The sequence below is a fragment of the Geminicoccus sp. genome (assembly GCF_035556675.1).
Lineage (GTDB): Bacteria > Pseudomonadota > Alphaproteobacteria > Geminicoccales > Geminicoccaceae > Geminicoccus.
Map to the genome: position 1 here is coordinate 1 of NZ_DATMFZ010000263.1, position 15194 is coordinate 15194.

General features: G+C 69.4%; 13 protein-coding genes. 9 read left to right on the plus strand and 4 right to left on the minus strand.

What is annotated here, in order from left to right; all coding sequences use genetic code 11:
• Positions 1-487: 487 nt before the first annotated feature.
• Positions 488-1153, minus strand: a complete 666-nt coding sequence (locus tag VNS22_RS18585; protein ID WP_325735046.1) for a nitroreductase — start codon at positions 1151-1153, stop codon at positions 488-490.
• Positions 1154-1231: 78 nt separating this feature from the next.
• A complete protein-coding gene (locus tag VNS22_RS18590) occupies positions 1232-2149 on the minus strand; it encodes an MBL fold metallo-hydrolase (protein ID WP_325735047.1) in 918 nt (305 codons plus the stop codon).
• Positions 2150-2475: 326 nt separating this feature from the next.
• Here VNS22_RS18590 and VNS22_RS18595 point away from each other — a divergent pair, with 326 nt between their 5' ends.
• The 6 genes from VNS22_RS18595 to VNS22_RS18620 all read left to right on the plus strand — a co-directional run bounded on the left by VNS22_RS18595 (position 2476) and on the right by VNS22_RS18620 (position 10945).
• Positions 2476-3687 carry an NAD(P)/FAD-dependent oxidoreductase gene (locus VNS22_RS18595; protein ID WP_325735049.1) on the plus strand — a complete coding sequence of 404 codons (1212 nt, stop codon included), beginning with the start codon at positions 2476-2478 and terminating at the stop codon, positions 3685-3687.
• Positions 3688-3793: 106 nt separating this feature from the next.
• Complete coding sequence (locus VNS22_RS18600) at positions 3794-4546, plus strand: SDR family oxidoreductase (RefSeq protein WP_325735050.1); 753 nt, start codon at positions 3794-3796, stop codon at positions 4544-4546.
• Between the two features lie 85 nt (positions 4547-4631).
• Positions 4632-6077 carry an adenylate/guanylate cyclase domain-containing protein gene (locus tag VNS22_RS18605; protein WP_325735052.1) on the plus strand — a complete coding sequence of 482 codons (1446 nt, stop codon included), beginning with the start codon at positions 4632-4634 and terminating at the stop codon, positions 6075-6077.
• A 449-nt stretch (positions 6078-6526) separates the two neighbouring features.
• Complete coding sequence (locus tag VNS22_RS18610; RefSeq protein WP_325735053.1) at positions 6527-6982, plus strand: DUF2501 domain-containing protein; 456 nt, start codon at positions 6527-6529, stop codon at positions 6980-6982.
• A 148-nt stretch (positions 6983-7130) separates the two neighbouring features.
• Entirely contained in the window at positions 7131-10400 is a 3270-nt protein-coding gene (locus VNS22_RS18615) for an adenylate/guanylate cyclase domain-containing protein (RefSeq protein WP_325735055.1), read from the plus strand.
• Complete coding sequence (locus VNS22_RS18620) at positions 10397-10945, plus strand: putative glycolipid-binding domain-containing protein (RefSeq protein WP_325735057.1); 549 nt, start codon at positions 10397-10399, stop codon at positions 10943-10945. Before VNS22_RS18615 ends, VNS22_RS18620 begins: the two co-directional genes overlap by 4 nt.
• A 3-nt stretch (positions 10946-10948) precedes the next feature.
• Here the strand turns inward: VNS22_RS18620 and VNS22_RS18625 are convergent, their stop codons facing one another.
• Together VNS22_RS18625 and VNS22_RS18630 are read right to left on the minus strand one after the other, a co-directional pair.
• Positions 10949-11893, minus strand: coding sequence for an alpha/beta hydrolase (locus VNS22_RS18625; protein WP_325735059.1), 945 nt, complete (start codon positions 11891-11893; stop codon positions 10949-10951).
• Between the two features lie 96 nt (positions 11894-11989).
• Positions 11990-12337, minus strand: a complete 348-nt coding sequence (locus VNS22_RS18630; protein ID WP_325735060.1) for a hypothetical protein — start codon at positions 12335-12337, stop codon at positions 11990-11992.
• Positions 12338-12440: 103 nt separating this feature from the next.
• Between VNS22_RS18630 and VNS22_RS18635 the strand changes: the two genes are divergently transcribed.
• Genes VNS22_RS18635 through VNS22_RS18645 form a run of 3 tightly spaced genes read left to right on the plus strand, consistent with a single transcriptional unit; the run spans position 12441 to position 14878 of the window.
• A complete protein-coding gene (locus VNS22_RS18635; RefSeq protein ID WP_325735061.1) occupies positions 12441-12842 on the plus strand; it encodes a hypothetical protein in 402 nt (133 codons plus the stop codon).
• Positions 12843-12854: 12 nt separating this feature from the next.
• Positions 12855-13526 carry a response regulator transcription factor gene (locus VNS22_RS18640; RefSeq protein WP_325735063.1) on the plus strand — a complete coding sequence of 224 codons (672 nt, stop codon included), beginning with the start codon at positions 12855-12857 and terminating at the stop codon, positions 13524-13526.
• Positions 13523-14878, plus strand: a complete 1356-nt coding sequence (locus tag VNS22_RS18645; RefSeq protein WP_325735065.1) for a sensor histidine kinase — start codon at positions 13523-13525, stop codon at positions 14876-14878. The genes VNS22_RS18640 and VNS22_RS18645 overlap by 4 nt, the downstream gene beginning before the upstream one ends.
• Positions 14879-15194: the final 316 nt, after the last annotated feature.

Consider the following 15194-nt stretch of genomic DNA (forward strand, 5'->3'; position numbering starts at 1 on the left):
CTCCTGTGGAGGTCGCGCCCCCCAAGGCTGCGACCTCCGCCAGACTAGCACCCATGCTGGCCTGGGCACCTAGTCGGACGGCAGGGTAGAGCCGCAGCGAGCCGCGGGCACCCTATGGAAACCGATAGTCTGCCTGGGGCAATGCCGGATCGAGCCTCACGGGCTTGGCACATCCGGGCGCAGCATCCGGTTTCGCACCTGCCCGCAGCCGGACCTTCGGCCGGTTGTGGCTCGGACATGGTGGATCGGGATGACGGATCAGCCTGTGCGGGCTGATCGGAGGGGCTCTGGTGCATGCCGCGTCTCTCCGTGGATGGTGCCCGTGTCATCTCCGGGCGGCCGGGTGACCCGTACTCCAGAGGCTTGCCGCCTCCGCAGCCCGGTTGGAGCCGAGGATCGGTCAGGTGAATGTTGCTTGCGCTGCATACAGGCGGATCCGGCAGGCGGATCCGGCCGATCCAGCCCGGGTCACCTCGGGGCCGTGCGACTAGCCGCCGACGAAGGTGACTGTCTCGTCGAGCGGGGCACGATTCGTACGAGGATTGCTCACCATGGGGTCTTCGTACCCGATCGACATGCCGCAGAAGAGGATGAGGCGATCCGAAGGTGACAGAACCTCCGCGACTGTCGCGCGGACCTGCGACCATGCCATCTGCGGGCAACTGTGCAGCCCCTCGGCCCGGAGCAGCAGCATGACCGTCTGCAGATACATGCCGACGTCGGCCCATTGGGGACGACCCAGGTCGCGGTCAATGTAGCAGAACAGGGCTGCGGGCGCGCCAAAGCAGTTCCAGTTCGCGATGGCCGCCCGCTGGCGCGCCTCCCAGTCCTCACGGGCAATGCCGAGCGCGCTGTAGCGCTCCTTGCCAAAGGCGGATCGGCGCTCCCCGTACGGGGACTTCAGCACGCGCGGGTACATCTCGTACTGCCGTTCATCCCAGGGATCGCCATGGGCCACGCGCTCGACGGCGCGCGTCTTGAGCTCGGCCAGCGGCGCGCCCGTCAGCACGTAGGTGTTCCAGGGCTGGATGTTCGACCCGGATGGCGACCAGGCCGCGGCGGACAGCACGCGCTCCAGCACTTCCCTGGGCACAGGCTCATCCTTGAATCCGCGCACCGCCCGTCGGCTGGTGACGGCCTCATATACGTCCATGTCTGCCTCTCCGCCTCCGGCCATCCACCTGGTTCAGGACGATGCGGCCGTATGTCCGGCCCCTGGCCCAGCAGGGGGTCAGTAGTCCCAGAAGGCCGGCACGAAGCGAAAGGCGTCGCCGGCTTTCCCGACCCGGCCGATCGACGGGAACGGCAGGTGCGTGGCCACCAGCATCTCGCCGGTCTCGGCCAGTTCCCGCAGGAGATGGACCCGGACGCGTGCCGCCTCCTCGGGGTCGTGCTCGAAACCGTTGTGCCAGTCGGGCTGGTCGAACCCGACCGGGAACACCGCATCGCCGGCAAACGTCAGCCGGTCGCCACCGGACGCAAGGCGGACCAGGCTGTGCCCAGGCGTGTGGCCACCGCTGCGCGAGACGACTACGCCGGGCGCCACCTCGTGCTCCTCCTCGAACATGCGCAGGTGGCTGCGGTACGTATCCAGGAACCGCCTGGCGGCCGCCCGAAGCGCGTCCGGGAAGCCCGGCGGCATGGAGGTGTGGGAAAAATCGGGCGACTCCCAGAACCGGACCTCAGCCGCCGCCACGTGAATCCGCAGGTCCGGACGCAGCCGGTCCTTCACCCCGTCGACGAGCAGCCCGCCGATATGGTCCATGTGCATGTGGGTGAGCACCACGTCGGTCACGGACGCGAGGTCGATGCCGGCGGACTCCAGTCGCTGGATCAGCTGCCCGGCCCGCGGCAAGTGCAGGTCCGGGTCGAGGCCCAATCCTGCGTCGATGAGGATGGTCTGGCCGCCGCTGCGCACCAGGACCACGTTCAATGGCCAGTCGAACGCATCCGGCGGCAGGAACATCTCGTCCAGCCAGGCTCCCCGGACGGACGGGTCGGCATTGTGAGCCAGCATCTCGGTCGGCAGCGGCAGTACCCCGTCGCTGATCACCAGCACGTCGATCTGGCCGATCCGCAGTGCATAGCGCGACGGTACCAGGTCCTTCGGTTCCGGCTCGGCGGGTTGCGGGCTGTTAAGCAGGCTCATCTTCGTCTCCTTCGCCGCACCTTCACGGCACCGACGAAGCTACGTTCCGGCGCAGGCCCGATCGATTGAGCCGAGGGAGCGGACGGGTCATACCGCCGTATAGGTCCCGTCCTTCAGCCTGGGTGGAGGCCCCCGCGCGGCAGGAACGGAGCTGCGCCATGGCTGGGCCCATGCACCCTCATACGAAGGTCGTACCGGCTTGGCCGATCGGCTCGGTCCTGCTCTCCCGCCGTACAATGCCCGCGCTGTGCACATGCGTGCATCTCCCATTCCGGTCAGGCGGCCCGACCGAACATCGGCCGCCGTCACGGGATGGGAAACAGATCATGCAGCAGCGACTGGTCATCATCGGCGCCGGCTTTGCCGGCATGTATGCGGCACTCTCCGCCGCCCGGCTGCGGGACAGCCAGGATGTGTCGCCGGACCGGCTGGAGATCGCACTGATGGCACCGGAGCCGACCCTGGTGGTCCGCCCGCGGCTCTATGAACCAGGGCCGGAGCAGCTGACCGCACCGCTCCAGCCGGTGCTGGATGCAATCGGCGTCACCTTCGTTCCGGGCACCGCCAATGCGGTCCGCCCGGGCGCCCGGCTGATCGACTACCGCAGCCCTGACGGTGCTGAGCGGCAGCTCGGCTATGACCGGCTGGTCCTGGCCACCGGCAGCCGGCTGTTCCGCCCAGACATCCCGGGCCTGGCGGCGTTCGGCTTCAGCGTCGACAGCCTCGGAGACGCAGTGGCGCTCGACCGGCATCTGCAGGGCCTCGCCCAGCGGCCGGCCTCGAAGGCGCGCGACACCGTCGTGGTCGCAGGTGGCGGCTTCACCGGGATCGAGGTGGCGACCGAGATGCCGGCTCGCCTGCGCGCCGTGCTCGGCCGGGATGCCCGGCCTCACGTCGTCATCGTTCAGCGCGGTCCTGCCATCGCACCGGACATGGGTGCCGCCGCACGGCCGCATATCGAACAGGCGCTGCGGGAACTGCAGGTCGAGACCGAGCTCGATGTCGGCGTGGCCGCGCTGGACGAGAGGGGCGTGGTGCTGAGCGACGGGCGGCGCATCGACAGCCTCACCGTGATCTGGGCGGCCGGCATGCGTGCCGCACCGCTGACTGCGACCATCCCGGCCGAGCGCGATGATCTGGGCCGCCTGATCGTCGACCGCGCGCTGCGCGTGCCGGGCGTTGCCGGCGTCTTCGCCACGGGCGACGCGGCGAAGGTGCCGTGCGACGAAATCGGCAACCACGCCCTGATGTCCTGCCAGCACGCCACGCGCATGGGTGCGTTCGCCGGGAACAACGCCGCTGCCGACCTCCTGGGCGCCCCGGGCCAGCCCTACCACCAAGAGACCTATGTCACGTGTCTCGATCTGGGCGAGGCAGGCGCGATCTTCACCCGTGGCTGGGACCGCAAGGTGGAACTGCTCGGTGCCGAGGCGAAGCAGCTGAAGCACGAGATCAACACCGTCTGGATCTACCCGCCTCGGGCAGAGCGCATGGCCGCTCTGGCCTCCGCCGATCCGCAGCGCGTCACCGACCTCTAGGCGCCACGCGCGGCAAGCGAATGGTGTTCAGCATGGCCTCCCGTCGGCCGGATGGCCCGCCGTGCAGAACGCCCACCACACCAACCGAATCCAACGAGGCGGACCTATGTCCATGCTGAACGAGAAGGTCGTCATCATCACCGGCGGAGGCTCGGGCATCGGCCGTGCTACCGCCCTGCGCTTCGCTGCGCTGGGAGCGAAGGTCATCATCACCGGGCGGCGCGCCGCAGCGCTGGAAGCGACCACGGCCGGGCATCCCGGCATCATTGGGCTGGTGGCGGATGCGGCGGACCCCGACGATGCGGGGCGTGCCGTAGACCATGCGATCGGGTGCTGGGGCCGTCTGGACGTGCTGGTCAATAATGCCGGCGCCGGAGCCATCCTGCCGCTCGCCGAGGCCAGGGCGGCCGAGATCGAGCGGATCCTCGCCGTGAACGTGCTGGGCCCCAGCCTGCTGACGGCGGCAGCCTTGCCGCATCTGGCGGCGGTGCGGGGCGGTATCGTCAACATTTCCAGCACGTTCGGCCACCGGCCGGCAGTGGGGCTGTCGCACTATGCCGCCAGCAAGGCGGCACTGGAGCACCTTACCCGCTGCTGGGCGCTGGAACTGGCGCCGCAGGGCATCCGCGTGAACGCGGTAGCACCAGGCCCCACCGAGTCGGAGGCGCTGACCGGCATGATGAACCTGTCCGCGGCGCAGGCGGCGACTGTCAAGGAGCAGGAGCGGCAGCGGATTCCGCTAGGGCGGCGTGGCGAGCCGAATGATGTCGCCGCCTGGATCGTGCGGCTCGCCGATCCGGCGTCCGACTGGGTGACGGGCCAGGTGATCGCCATCGATGGCGGTCTGGGCCTCACCTGAATTGCCCTCTCGCCGCACATCAATCGAGGGGGGCAACTCCATGCCGGCCTGCGCCCTTCAGGCTCCAGCCACCCGGGTCCGGCTGATGGATCGAAGGTCGGCACCCGTCACGCTCGAGATTCCGCTGGGTCAGTCCAGCGCACTGGACCAGCGGATCGCGGCGGCGTTGGCCGCGGAACGCCAGGTGACCGGACGGTTGGGGGCACATGCCCTCACGCTCGCGTTCTGCGCCGTCGCGGTCTGGTGCGCCCTGGTCCATCCCTGGCCCGCGGCTCTCTATTATCTCGGCATCGTCGCTGCCTTCGTGGCCCTCGCCTGCGCCTGGGGATGGCGCAGCCGGCGGCCGGTGCCATCCTGGCTGATCCTGGGGTTCGTGCTGGCCAACGCCATCCTGCTCACCGTGACGCTGCTGGTCCCCAACCCGTTCGTCCCCTCGTCGACTCCGGTGCAGATGGCGCTGCGGCCACCGAAATTCCTGTTCTTCCTGCTGCTGGTCGCCTGGGCGACCTTCACCTTGTCGCCTGGGCTCGTGATCGGTGCGGCATTCATCGTGGTCGCGACGTGGAGCGCGGGCGTCGGCATCATCATGTTCATGCCGGACACCCGCCTGGGCTTCGGCCTACCGGAGGGTGCCAGCCCGGCCGAGGCCGTGGCCCGCTACCTCGACCCGACCTTCGTGGATACCGCAGCCTGGGCGTGCAGCGTGTTCACCGCCTGCCTGATCGCCGGCATCCTGGCCGTCGTGGTCGGGCGCATGCAGCGGCTCGTCGATGCACAGGCGAGGCTCGAGCGTGCCCGGGCCAACCTGGCCCGCCACGTGTCGGCCAACCTGGTCGAGGAACTGGCGGCGGTCGACGAGCCTTTCGGTCCGATCCGGACCCAGGAGGTGGCGGTCCTGTTCGTCGATATCGTCGGCTTCACCCGCCTGTGCGAGGGCATGAGCCCGACGGCGGTCATGACCATGCTGCGCGGCTTCCACGGCCGCATGGCGGATTGCGTGTTCCGGCATGGCGGCACGCTCGACAAGTTCATCGGCGACAGCGTGATGGCGACGTTCGGTACACCGGATTCAGGTCCGCAGGACGCTGTCGGGGCCCTGGCCTGCGGGCGGGCGATGCTGGCGGCACTGGACGACTGGAACGACCTGCGGACAAAGCGTGGCGAGCCGCCGCTGCGCGTCGGGATCGGGCTGCATTTCGGGCCGGTGGTGCTGGGCGACATCGGTGACGAGCGAAGGGTGGAGTTCGCGGTCCTGGGCGACACCGTCAACGTCGCGAGCCGCCTCGAGACACTGACCCGCGAGCTCGGAGCATCCATGGCCGTGAGCCAAGCGCTGGTCGATCGCGTACTTGCCCAGGCCGGGCGGCATGCGCTGAGTGGCATGCGACGGCACGCCCGTCTCGCGGTGCGCGGCCGGGCGGAAGCCCTGGATCTATGGATTCTACCCGCCAAGGCCGAGCAGTCCAATGAGGCAGAATCCGCCCCACTCATTGCCGGCACAGCCATATCGAGCACATGCTCCATGACATGAACCCAAAATCATCACAAGAACATGGGGAAGGCTGCCAGCAGTCAGGGGCATGGCCGAATGCCGCGACAAAGTTTTGGGGTAGCTGTCGTGAACAACCTGTTCCACGCTGCATCTCTCGCAACATGATGATCCTCTGGATCAACGCATCACCATACCCAACACTCGGATCAATATCGCCTTACCCCGGAAAATCTCGCGACTATGAGTTTTCGCCGGCTATGTCGTGAGGCCGCCGAACGGAGAGCACGAAGCTGGTCGAGAGCAGGTGCTCCCTTGCCGACGCCTGATGGAGGCACCAGTCTTCACCCGTTGAAGGTCGCCCAGCGGGTGAACGAGACGGACCAGATGCAGGCCTGCATCCGGGCGGTGCTCATCTCCGACCTCTCGGGCGCGCCAAGCCCTCCCTCCGGCCATCGGAGCAGGGGGCCATCCTGCCGAAAGGAACCGCCATGTCCGGCCTGCGTCAACGGAACGCCCTGATCCTCGCCGCGGCCCTGCTCGCGATCGGCGCCACTGACGGGCGAGCCCAGCTGACCGATGCGCTGGAAGATGCGGTTGGCGGTGGCTCGTCGTCCTCGTCCGGCGGCTCGCTCTTGGAGGGGCTGGGCGGCCAATCCGTGCCGGCATTGGACAAGGTCGGGCTCGGCAACCTCACCGGCGTGCTCGAATACTGCGCGAAGAACAACTTCCTCGGCGGCAATGCCAGCGGGCTGAAGGACCAGCTGCTCGGCAAGCTCGGCGGCGAGGAGAAGGCGCAGTCGGATCAGGGCTACCAGGAGGGGCTGGGCGGCATCCTGGGCGGCGATAGCGGCCAGAAGGTCGAGCTGGGCAACTCCGGCCTGAAGCAGCAACTGACCGACAAGGTCTGCAAGGAAGTGCTCAAATACGGGCAGTCGCTGATCTGACGCTTCCTGTCTCCTCTCCGACGCTTCCTTTCCTGGCGGGGCGCCCTCGTTCCGGCAGAGACCGGGGACCTGTGATCTTGAGCAACGCAGCGGGGAGCGTTTCAGGCTAGACTGAGGCTCAGGCGACTGACCTCAGGATAGGCGGACCATGGATGTGCAGGCCTGGCTGCGCAGCATCGGCCTCGGGCGCTATGCCGAGGCGTTCCGGATCCACGCGATCGACGCCGACCTCCTGTCCCGGCTGTCGGACGATGACCTGAAGGAGATCGGCGTGGCCGCGCTGGGCGACCGGCGCCGGCTGCTGGACGCCGCGGCGGCGCTCGGCGCAGGCACCAGGCCGGGCGGGGCGATCGCCGAGGGAGAACGGCGACAGGTGACCGTGCTGTTCGCCGACCTCGCGGGCTATACGGCACTCGCCAGCGAACTGGACGCCGAGGAGGTCCATGCGCTGCTCCAGCGCTTCCTCGCCCAGGTCGATGCGGTGGTCGACCGGCATGGCGGTCATGTCGACAAGCATATCGGCGACTGCGTCATGGCGGTGTTCGGCGCTCCGGTCGCCCATGGAAACGATGCGGAACGGGCAGTATGTGCTGCCCTCGGTATCCGCGACACGATGCCGGTCCTGTCGGCGGAACTCGGGCGCAGCGTGCAGGTCCATGTCGGCATCGCCGCCGGCCAGGTCGTGGCGGGCGGCATCGGCAGCAACGAGCATCGCGCCTTCACCGTGACCGGCGAATCGGTCAATCTCGCCGCCCGGCTGACCGATGCCGCGGCACCGGGCGAGATCCTGATGTCGGACGCGGTCCGGCGAAGCCTGGCCGGCCGGCTCGACTGTGAGGAGATCAGCGCGCTCCGGGTCAAGGGCTTTGCCGAACCGGTGCGCAGCTGGCGCTTGTACGGCCTGCGGGCAGCGGCACCCGAGCGCCCGCTGGTCGGGCGCAGGCGGGAACTGGAGCAACTCCGGACGATCGTCGCAGCCTGCCGCGACACCGGCCAAGGCGAGACGATCCATGTCCGCGGTGATGCGGGCATCGGCAAGACCCGGCTGGTCGAGGAGTTGCGCAAGCTCGCCCGGGAGGCGGGCTTTGCCTGCCATACCGGTCTGATCCTGGATTTCGGGACGGGTATCGGCCGTGATGCCATCCGCTCGCTCCTGCGCAGCCTGCTGGGCCTGGACCTCGCAGCCGGCGCGGACCTTGCCGCCACCGCCGCCGCGGCTGCCCTGGCGGATGGGCTGGTCGCACCCGACGATGCCGTGTTCCTGAACGACCTGCTGGACCTGCCGCAGTCCACCGAGGACCGCGCCCTCTTCGAAGCCATGGACGATGCCCGGCGCAGCACGGGCAAGCGGCGCGTGCTTGCCGGCTTGGTCGAACGTGTCAGCCGGCGCCAGCCACTGCTTCTGGTGGTGGAGGATCTGCACTGGGCGGAAGCACCGGTGCTGACCTATCTCGCCAGGCTGACCACAACCGTCGCGACGTGCCGAGCCCTGCTGGTCCTGACCTCCCGGATCGAGGGCGATCCGCTCGACCGTGCCTGGCGAAGTCGTGCTGGCAACGTGCCGCTCACGACGATCGACCTCGGGCCCTTGCGGCACGAGGAGGCGATGGTGCTGGCAGCTGACCTGTTCGATGCCGCCGAGCAGCATGCCCGGCGTTGCGTCGAGCGTGCCGGCGGCAATCCTTTGTTCCTGGAGCAATTGCTGCGCCACGCGGAGGAGCATGACGGGAGCAGCGTGCCCGGATCGGTGCAGAGCCTCGTGCAGGCGCGGCTGGACCGCCTTCCCCCGCTCGACCGGTCGGCCCTGCAGGCGGCCTCGGTGCTCGGCCAGCGCTTCGATCGCGACGCTCTGTGCCACCTCCTGGGACAGCCGGATTACGCCCCTGAGCGTCTTGGGCAGCACCTGCTCGTCCGCCCGCAGGGCGAGGCATTCCTGTTCAGCCACGCCCTGATCCGGGATGCCGTCTATGACAGCCTGCTGCGGAGCCGCCGCCGCACGCTGCACCTCAAGGCGGCCGCCTGGTACGCGGAGCGGGACGCGCTGCTCCATGCGGAGCATCTGGAACGCGCCGAGAACCCGGGTGCCGCCACCGCCTATCTGCGTGCGGCCACCCAGCAGGCGGCGAGCTACCGGTATGCCCAGGCTCTGCGCCTGATCGAGCGCGGCCAGGCCCTGGCCGTCGAGCATGCCGACCAGTTCGCGCTGTCCTGTCTCCAGGCCGAGGTCCAGCACGACCTGGGCGACATGGCGGCGGCGCGGCTGTCATTCGAGACCTCACGCGATGCGGCGCAGAGCGAGGCCGAGCGCTGCCGCGCGCTGATCGGGTTGGCGATGGTCAAGCGCATCATCGATGACCTGGACGGTGCCGCCTTGGACCTGCGAGGCGCCGAGACCGCGGCGATCTCGGCCGGCCTCCTGACCGAGCAGTCCCGCATCCATTTCCTGCGCGGCAATCTCTGCTTTCCCCAGGGTGACATCGCCGGCTGCCTGAGCGAGCACCAGCACAGCCTGGAACTGGCACGGGAGGTCGGCTCGGCCGAGGCGGAAGCCGCGGCGCTGGGCGGGCTCGGCGATGCCGAATATGCGCGGGGCCGGATGCGCAGCGCCTATGACCATTTCCGCCGCTGCATCGAGCTCTGTCGCGGGCATGGCTTTGGCCGGATCGAGGTCGCCAACCTGCCGATGACTGCCTTCACCCGCCTGTACGCAGGCGATGTGCGGGGTGCCCTGCAGGACGGCCTCGATGCGATTGCCGCTACGGCCCGCGTCGGCCATGGCCGTGCGGAGATCATCGCCCAGCATGCAGCTTGCCTTTGTCATCTGTTGCTGGGCGATCCCGCAGCGGGGCTGCGCCATGCCGAAGCGGCCACGGCCCTTGCCCGGCGCTTGGGCGCGCGCCGGTTCGAGGGGGAGTCGCTGGCGTTCCGCGGTGAGCAACTGCATGCGCTCGGCCAACGGGACGAGGCCCATGCCGCAGTCGTGGCTGGGCTCGCCATCTGCCGCGAAAGCGGGATGTCCTATATCGGGCCGGTGGTGCTCGGCATCCTGGCCAAGATCACGCCCGACGCCCGGGAATCCGAGGCCGCGCTCGAGGAGGGCCTGGCACTGCTCCGGAACAGCTCGATCAGCCACAACCACCTCCTGTTCCTGGCCAATGCCATCGAGGCTTGCCTTGCCAGTGGTCAATGGGCGCGCGTGGAGCAGTTTGCGCAGGCGCTGGAGGATTATACCCGCCCTGAGCCCATGCCCTGGGCGGACTTCCTCATCGCGCGGGCCCGCATCCTCGTCGCCCACGGACAGGGCGACCGTGGGGAGGACGCGGTGGCCGGGCTGCGGCGGCTCCTGACCACAGGGGACAGGATCGGGCTGCTCGCCATGCTGCCGGCGATCCGGACAGCACTTGGTGAAGGGCCATGAAGCGGGTCGTCGCCCGCTGGAGGGGCTGGGACGACGGCTCCCTGGAACATCTCGTCCTCACAATCGGCGCGGACGAGATCGTGGCCGATTCGGTCCACGTCTCGGGACCGGGCGACGGCTTTGCCGCCCGCTACCGGATCGTATGTGATGGCGCCTGGCGCACGCGTCTGGTGGAGTTCGAGGTCATCGGTACCGGCCGCCGCCTGCTGCGCGCCGACGGCCAGGGAAACTGGGCCGATGAGCAAGGCCAGGCCATGCCGGGGCTGGCGGGCGCGATCGATCCCGATCTGTCGATCACGCCCTTCACCAACACCCTGCCGATCCGCCGCCTCGGCCAGACGCCGCCCGGTGGCACCGCCATCGAGATGGCCTGGGTCTCCTTCCCGGACCTGGCCATCCACCGCGACCCGCAGCGCTACACCTGCCTGGAGCCCGGGCGGCGATGGCGCTACGAATCCCGCGACTCCGACTTCAGCCGGGAACTGGAGATCGACGCCGACGGGCTGGTCGTCAGCTATCCCGGCCTGTTCCGCCGGATCGCCTGAGGCTCAGGCGAGCTGCTTCTTCAGGAACGCAGCGATCTCGGCGATCTGCCCGTCCGCCTGCGGCAGCATCCGGCTGAACATGATGCAGGCATGGGTGACACCCTCCCAGAGATGGTAGTCGACCGGGACGCCTGCCGCCTCCAGCTTCGGTACGATCGCCACCGTATCGTCCTTGAGAGGATCGAGCTCGGCTGCCGAGAGGTAGAGCGGTGGCAGGCCGGACAGGTCCCTGGCATGCAATGGTGCTGCATATGGATTGGTCCGCTCGGCCCGATCGGGGACATAGGCATCCCAGAACCACTCCATGGTGGCTGTCGAGAGCAGATAGTCCCCGCCGCCCCAGTCCTGGTGCGACTGGGTCCCGTGATCATCGGCGTAGACGCCATAGATCAGGGCAGCCGTCCTGAGCTTTGGCCCGCCCTCGTCGCGCAGCCGGAGCAGCACCGCCAGCGACAGGTTCGCGCCGGCACTGTCGCCCGCCACCGCGAGCCGGTCCGGGTCGGCACCGAAGCGCCAGGCCTCCGCATGGATCGCCTTCACCGCGTTCACGCAGTCGTCGAGCGGCTCCGGGAACGGATGCTCGGGTGCCATGACATAGTCGACGCTGATCACCCGCATGCCGCTGGCATTGGCGAGACGCCGGCAGACTCCGTCATGCGTATCGAGCGAGCAGATCACCCAGCCGCCGCCATGCAGGTAGATGATCGCCGGGCCGGTGGCGGGGGCACCCTCCGGCACATAGAGCCGGACTGGCACGCGCCTGGGTGCGGTGTCGAGCAGCAGGTCCTCGACGCGCGCCACCGGCGGGTTGCCTTCGTTCCAGTACGCATTGCGCTCGACCGAGAGCCGCCGCGCCTCCGCGTGCGGGTAGTTCTCCCAGGGCGGCAGATTCTGCTGCGCCACCATCTCGAGAATTTCGGCCATCTCCGGCACCGGCGCTGCCGCCATCTCGCTCCTCCCAGCCTGACAGGCGAACTGCCGGCAGGCTGGCACGGTCTGCCATCGGCAGCAACGTGGGCGGCTGCCGGCAGAACGCGCCGAGGCTCAGAACATGCGGAAGAAGAACCGCCCCGACGGGTCGACCAGGAACCGGTGGTGGCGCTGATCGTGGTGCCAGCCGCGGTAGTGGCCCCGGCCGTCGCGCCAATGGCGGTGCCTCCGCCAGTCGTGCCAGTCACGCCGGTGCTGGCCGTGCAGCCTGGGCCCGCGGAGCCAGGGCGGCACGCGGTCCGCATAGCGGCGGCCATGCTGCCAGTGCCTGCCACCGTCCTCGCGGTAGTGCCGCCCACCGTCGTGGCGTCGCTCCCGCCCGTCCGCCAGCACCGGCACCGCGACCAGCAGGGCCAGCAGGGCCAGGCCGGCTGTCCTGGCCAGCGTCCTCGTGGCGTTCATCGGCTTCTCCTCCTGACGGCCGGCACGCCGGCCACATGGCGGATGTCCCTAGCATGAGCGGCCTGACCGGTTGGTGAACGCCATTGTCAGGCTGCATTCAGCTATGACGGCGCATAAGCTCCGGGCCATGCCCGGGATCACGCGCTCCATCCTCCTGCTTCTGACGGCCGGCCTGCTCGCCCCGCCGGTGCCGGCACGCGCCAACGACCTGATCCAGGGCTTCACCGCGCCGTCGCGCGGGGCTGGGCGAGCCCTGGAGCGGGGCAGCGACAACCCGTTCGATCAGGATGCGCTCGGCAGCGCCCGGCGTTCGGGGGACATCCTGCCGATGTGGGACGTGGTCCGGCGGCTGGGGCCGGAGCTCAGCGGCCAGGTGGTGGCGACCGACATCGTCCAGCAGGACGGGCGCTGGCTCTACCAGTTCCAGGTGCTGCGCCCGGACGGTCGGCTGGTCCGGGTGCTGGCCGACGCCCATACCGGCGCGCCCGTCCGTGGCGGCAGATAGGGAATCGTTGCGGTGAAGGTGCTGGTGATCGAGGACGAAGCGGCGATCGCGGCCAGAATCGTGCAGGCATTGGCCGCGGCCGGCTTCGTGCCCGAGCAGGCGCAGGACGGCGAGGATGCCCTGTTCCGTGCCACCGAGGAGGAGTTCGCCGCGATCGTCCTGGACCTGGGCCTGCCGCTCCTGGACGGGCTGTCCCTCCTGCGCCGGATGCGGGCCGCCGGCAGGACCACGCCGGTCCTGATCGTGAGTGCCCGGGCCAGCTGGAGCGAGCGGGTCGAGGGGATCGACGCCGGTGCCGACGATTATCTGGGCAAGCCGTTCCGGGTCGAGGAGTTGGTGGCCCGGGTGCGCGCCCTGGTCCGCCGCGCCCACGGCCATGCTCATGCGGTGCTGACGGTTCGCGGCATCGAGCTCGACACGCGGGCGCGTACCGTCGCGGTGGACGGGGTGCCGGTGGCGCTTACCGCCGCGGAGTACCGGCTGCTCCACCTGCTCATGCAGAATGCCGGGCGGGTGCTGAGCCGCCAGGAGCTGGCCGACCAGCTCTATGCCGAGCACGAGGAGCGCGAATCCAACACGCTGGAGGTGCTGGTCGGCCGGCTGCGCCGCAAGGTCGGCGAGGACGCGATCCGCACCCGGCGCGGCCAGGGCTACCTGATCGTCGCCGACGAGGCCGCCGGGTGACCGCCAGGTCCCTCAAGCTCCGCCTGATCCTGGGCTCGACGGTCTGGATCATGGTGGCGCTACTGGCAGCCGGGCTCGCCCTGCAATGGTTCTTCCGCGACCTGGCCGAGCGCCGGCTGGAGGAGGAGCTGGTCCGCCATCTGGACCAGCTTACCGGCCGCCTCGCGATCACGCTGGACGGTGCCGCCCGGCTGGACGCTCCCTTGAGCGATCCCCGCTTCGCCACCCCCTTCTCCGGCCTGTACTATGTGGTGATCGGCCCGGACGGCCGTGCGATACGCTCCCGCTCGCTATGGGACAGCGAACTCGACCTGCCGAAAGAGCCGGCTGCCGGAGCGGATGGGATCGCCAGCTACGAGCTGGTCGCCGATGGTGCCGGCCCGGTGCGGGTGGTCGAGCGCAAGGTGCGCGCCTATGACGTGGCGGGGGAAGCCCGGATCGCGGTGGCCGCCAGCATCGGCCCCCTGATCGCCGATGTCGCGAGCTTCACCCGGTTCCTGGTCACCAGCCTCGCCATGCTGGGCCTGCTGCTCCTGCTGGCCGCTTTTCTTGCGGTCAGGCTGGGCCTCTTGCCGCTGGATCGGCTGGGCCTGGAGGTCGCGCGCATCCGCAAGCGCGAGGCGGAACGGCTGGGCGCCGATGTGCCGAGCGAGCTGGCGCCGCTGGTGGACGAGCTGAACGGCCTGCTCGCCGATAACCGGGCGATGGTGGAGCGCGCCCGACACGATGCCGCCGATCTGGCCCATGGCCTGAAGACCCCGCTGACCATCCTCAATCACGAGGCCGAGATCCTGGCCGCAAGCGGCGATCCCGAGCTGGGCCAGCGGCTGCAGGTCCAGGTCGAGCGGATGCGGCGGCGCATCGACCAGCGCCTGGCGCGGGTACGGGCCCAGGCGAGGCTGCGCCTGGGCGAGGTCGTGGCAGTGGCACCGGTGGTGACCGGGCTGGTCCAGGTCGTGCGCCCGCTGCTGGAGCGACGGGACCTCCAGCTCGAGCTGGATCTCGCACCCGGCCTGCGGTTCGGCGGTGCCCGCGAGGATCTGGAGGAGATGCTGGGCAACCTTCTGGAGAACGCGGCGAAATGGGCCAGGCAGCGCATCCTGGTGACCGGTCGCCAGGTCGAAGGCAGGCTGGTGATCGGTGTGGCCGATGACGGCCCGGGCCTGCCCGACGCGGATCGCGCACGGGCGCTCAGCAGGGGCGGCCGGCTGGACCAGCAGACGCCCGGGGACGGGCTGGGCTTGGCGATCGTGGGCGACCTGGTCGAGCTGCATCGCGGCCGGATGACGCTCGACCGGGCCAGCCTGGGCGGCCTGCAGGTCAACCTGAACCTGCCGGCCGGCGGCGACTAACACTATCTGGGCCCTAGGTAGGGAGCTCATTCAGCGCATGCTGCGGCGAAGGTGACGGGTCGGCCACCCACCATCATCGACTATGCACTGGACCTTCGACGTCCGGCCGCCCCGCGCGCGGCCGATCGCTTGGCACCATTCGCCTCCTTGCCGCCAAAAGCGGAGCGATGGGCCCGGGCGCGGGTGCGGTCGAGAGCAAGCTCGGCCGGAATGTTCCCGTGCCGGCAATGCGCTGGAACAGGCGCTGCCACAGACCATGCCGCGACCATCTGTTGTCTGTTGTTGCAGCGGTTGTAGGCGGCCATGGCCGGCCGCA

Excerpts from the sequence above, each read along its gene's own strand:
- VNS22_RS18585 (WP_325735046.1), bottom strand. The coding sequence starts at position 1,153 with ATGGACGTATATGAGGCCGTCACCAGCCGACGGGCGGTGCGCGGATTC.
- VNS22_RS18590 (WP_325735047.1), bottom strand. The coding sequence starts at position 2,149 with ATGAGCCTGCTTAACAGCCCGCAACCCGCCGAGCCGGAACCGAAGGAC.
- VNS22_RS18595 (WP_325735049.1), top strand. The coding sequence starts at position 2,476 with ATGCAGCAGCGACTGGTCATCATCGGCGCCGGCTTTGCCGGCATGTAT.
- VNS22_RS18600 (WP_325735050.1), top strand. The coding sequence starts at position 3,794 with ATGTCCATGCTGAACGAGAAGGTCGTCATCATCACCGGCGGAGGCTCG.
- VNS22_RS18605 (WP_325735052.1), top strand. The coding sequence starts at position 4,632 with ATGGATCGAAGGTCGGCACCCGTCACGCTCGAGATTCCGCTGGGTCAG.
- VNS22_RS18610 (WP_325735053.1), top strand. The coding sequence starts at position 6,527 with ATGTCCGGCCTGCGTCAACGGAACGCCCTGATCCTCGCCGCGGCCCTG.
- VNS22_RS18615 (WP_325735055.1), top strand. The coding sequence starts at position 7,131 with ATGGATGTGCAGGCCTGGCTGCGCAGCATCGGCCTCGGGCGCTATGCC.
- VNS22_RS18620 (WP_325735057.1), top strand. The coding sequence starts at position 10,397 with ATGAAGCGGGTCGTCGCCCGCTGGAGGGGCTGGGACGACGGCTCCCTG.
- VNS22_RS18625 (WP_325735059.1), bottom strand. The coding sequence starts at position 11,893 with ATGGCGGCAGCGCCGGTGCCGGAGATGGCCGAAATTCTCGAGATGGTG.
- VNS22_RS18630 (WP_325735060.1), bottom strand. The coding sequence starts at position 12,337 with ATGAACGCCACGAGGACGCTGGCCAGGACAGCCGGCCTGGCCCTGCTG.
- VNS22_RS18635 (WP_325735061.1), top strand. The coding sequence starts at position 12,441 with ATGACGGCGCATAAGCTCCGGGCCATGCCCGGGATCACGCGCTCCATC.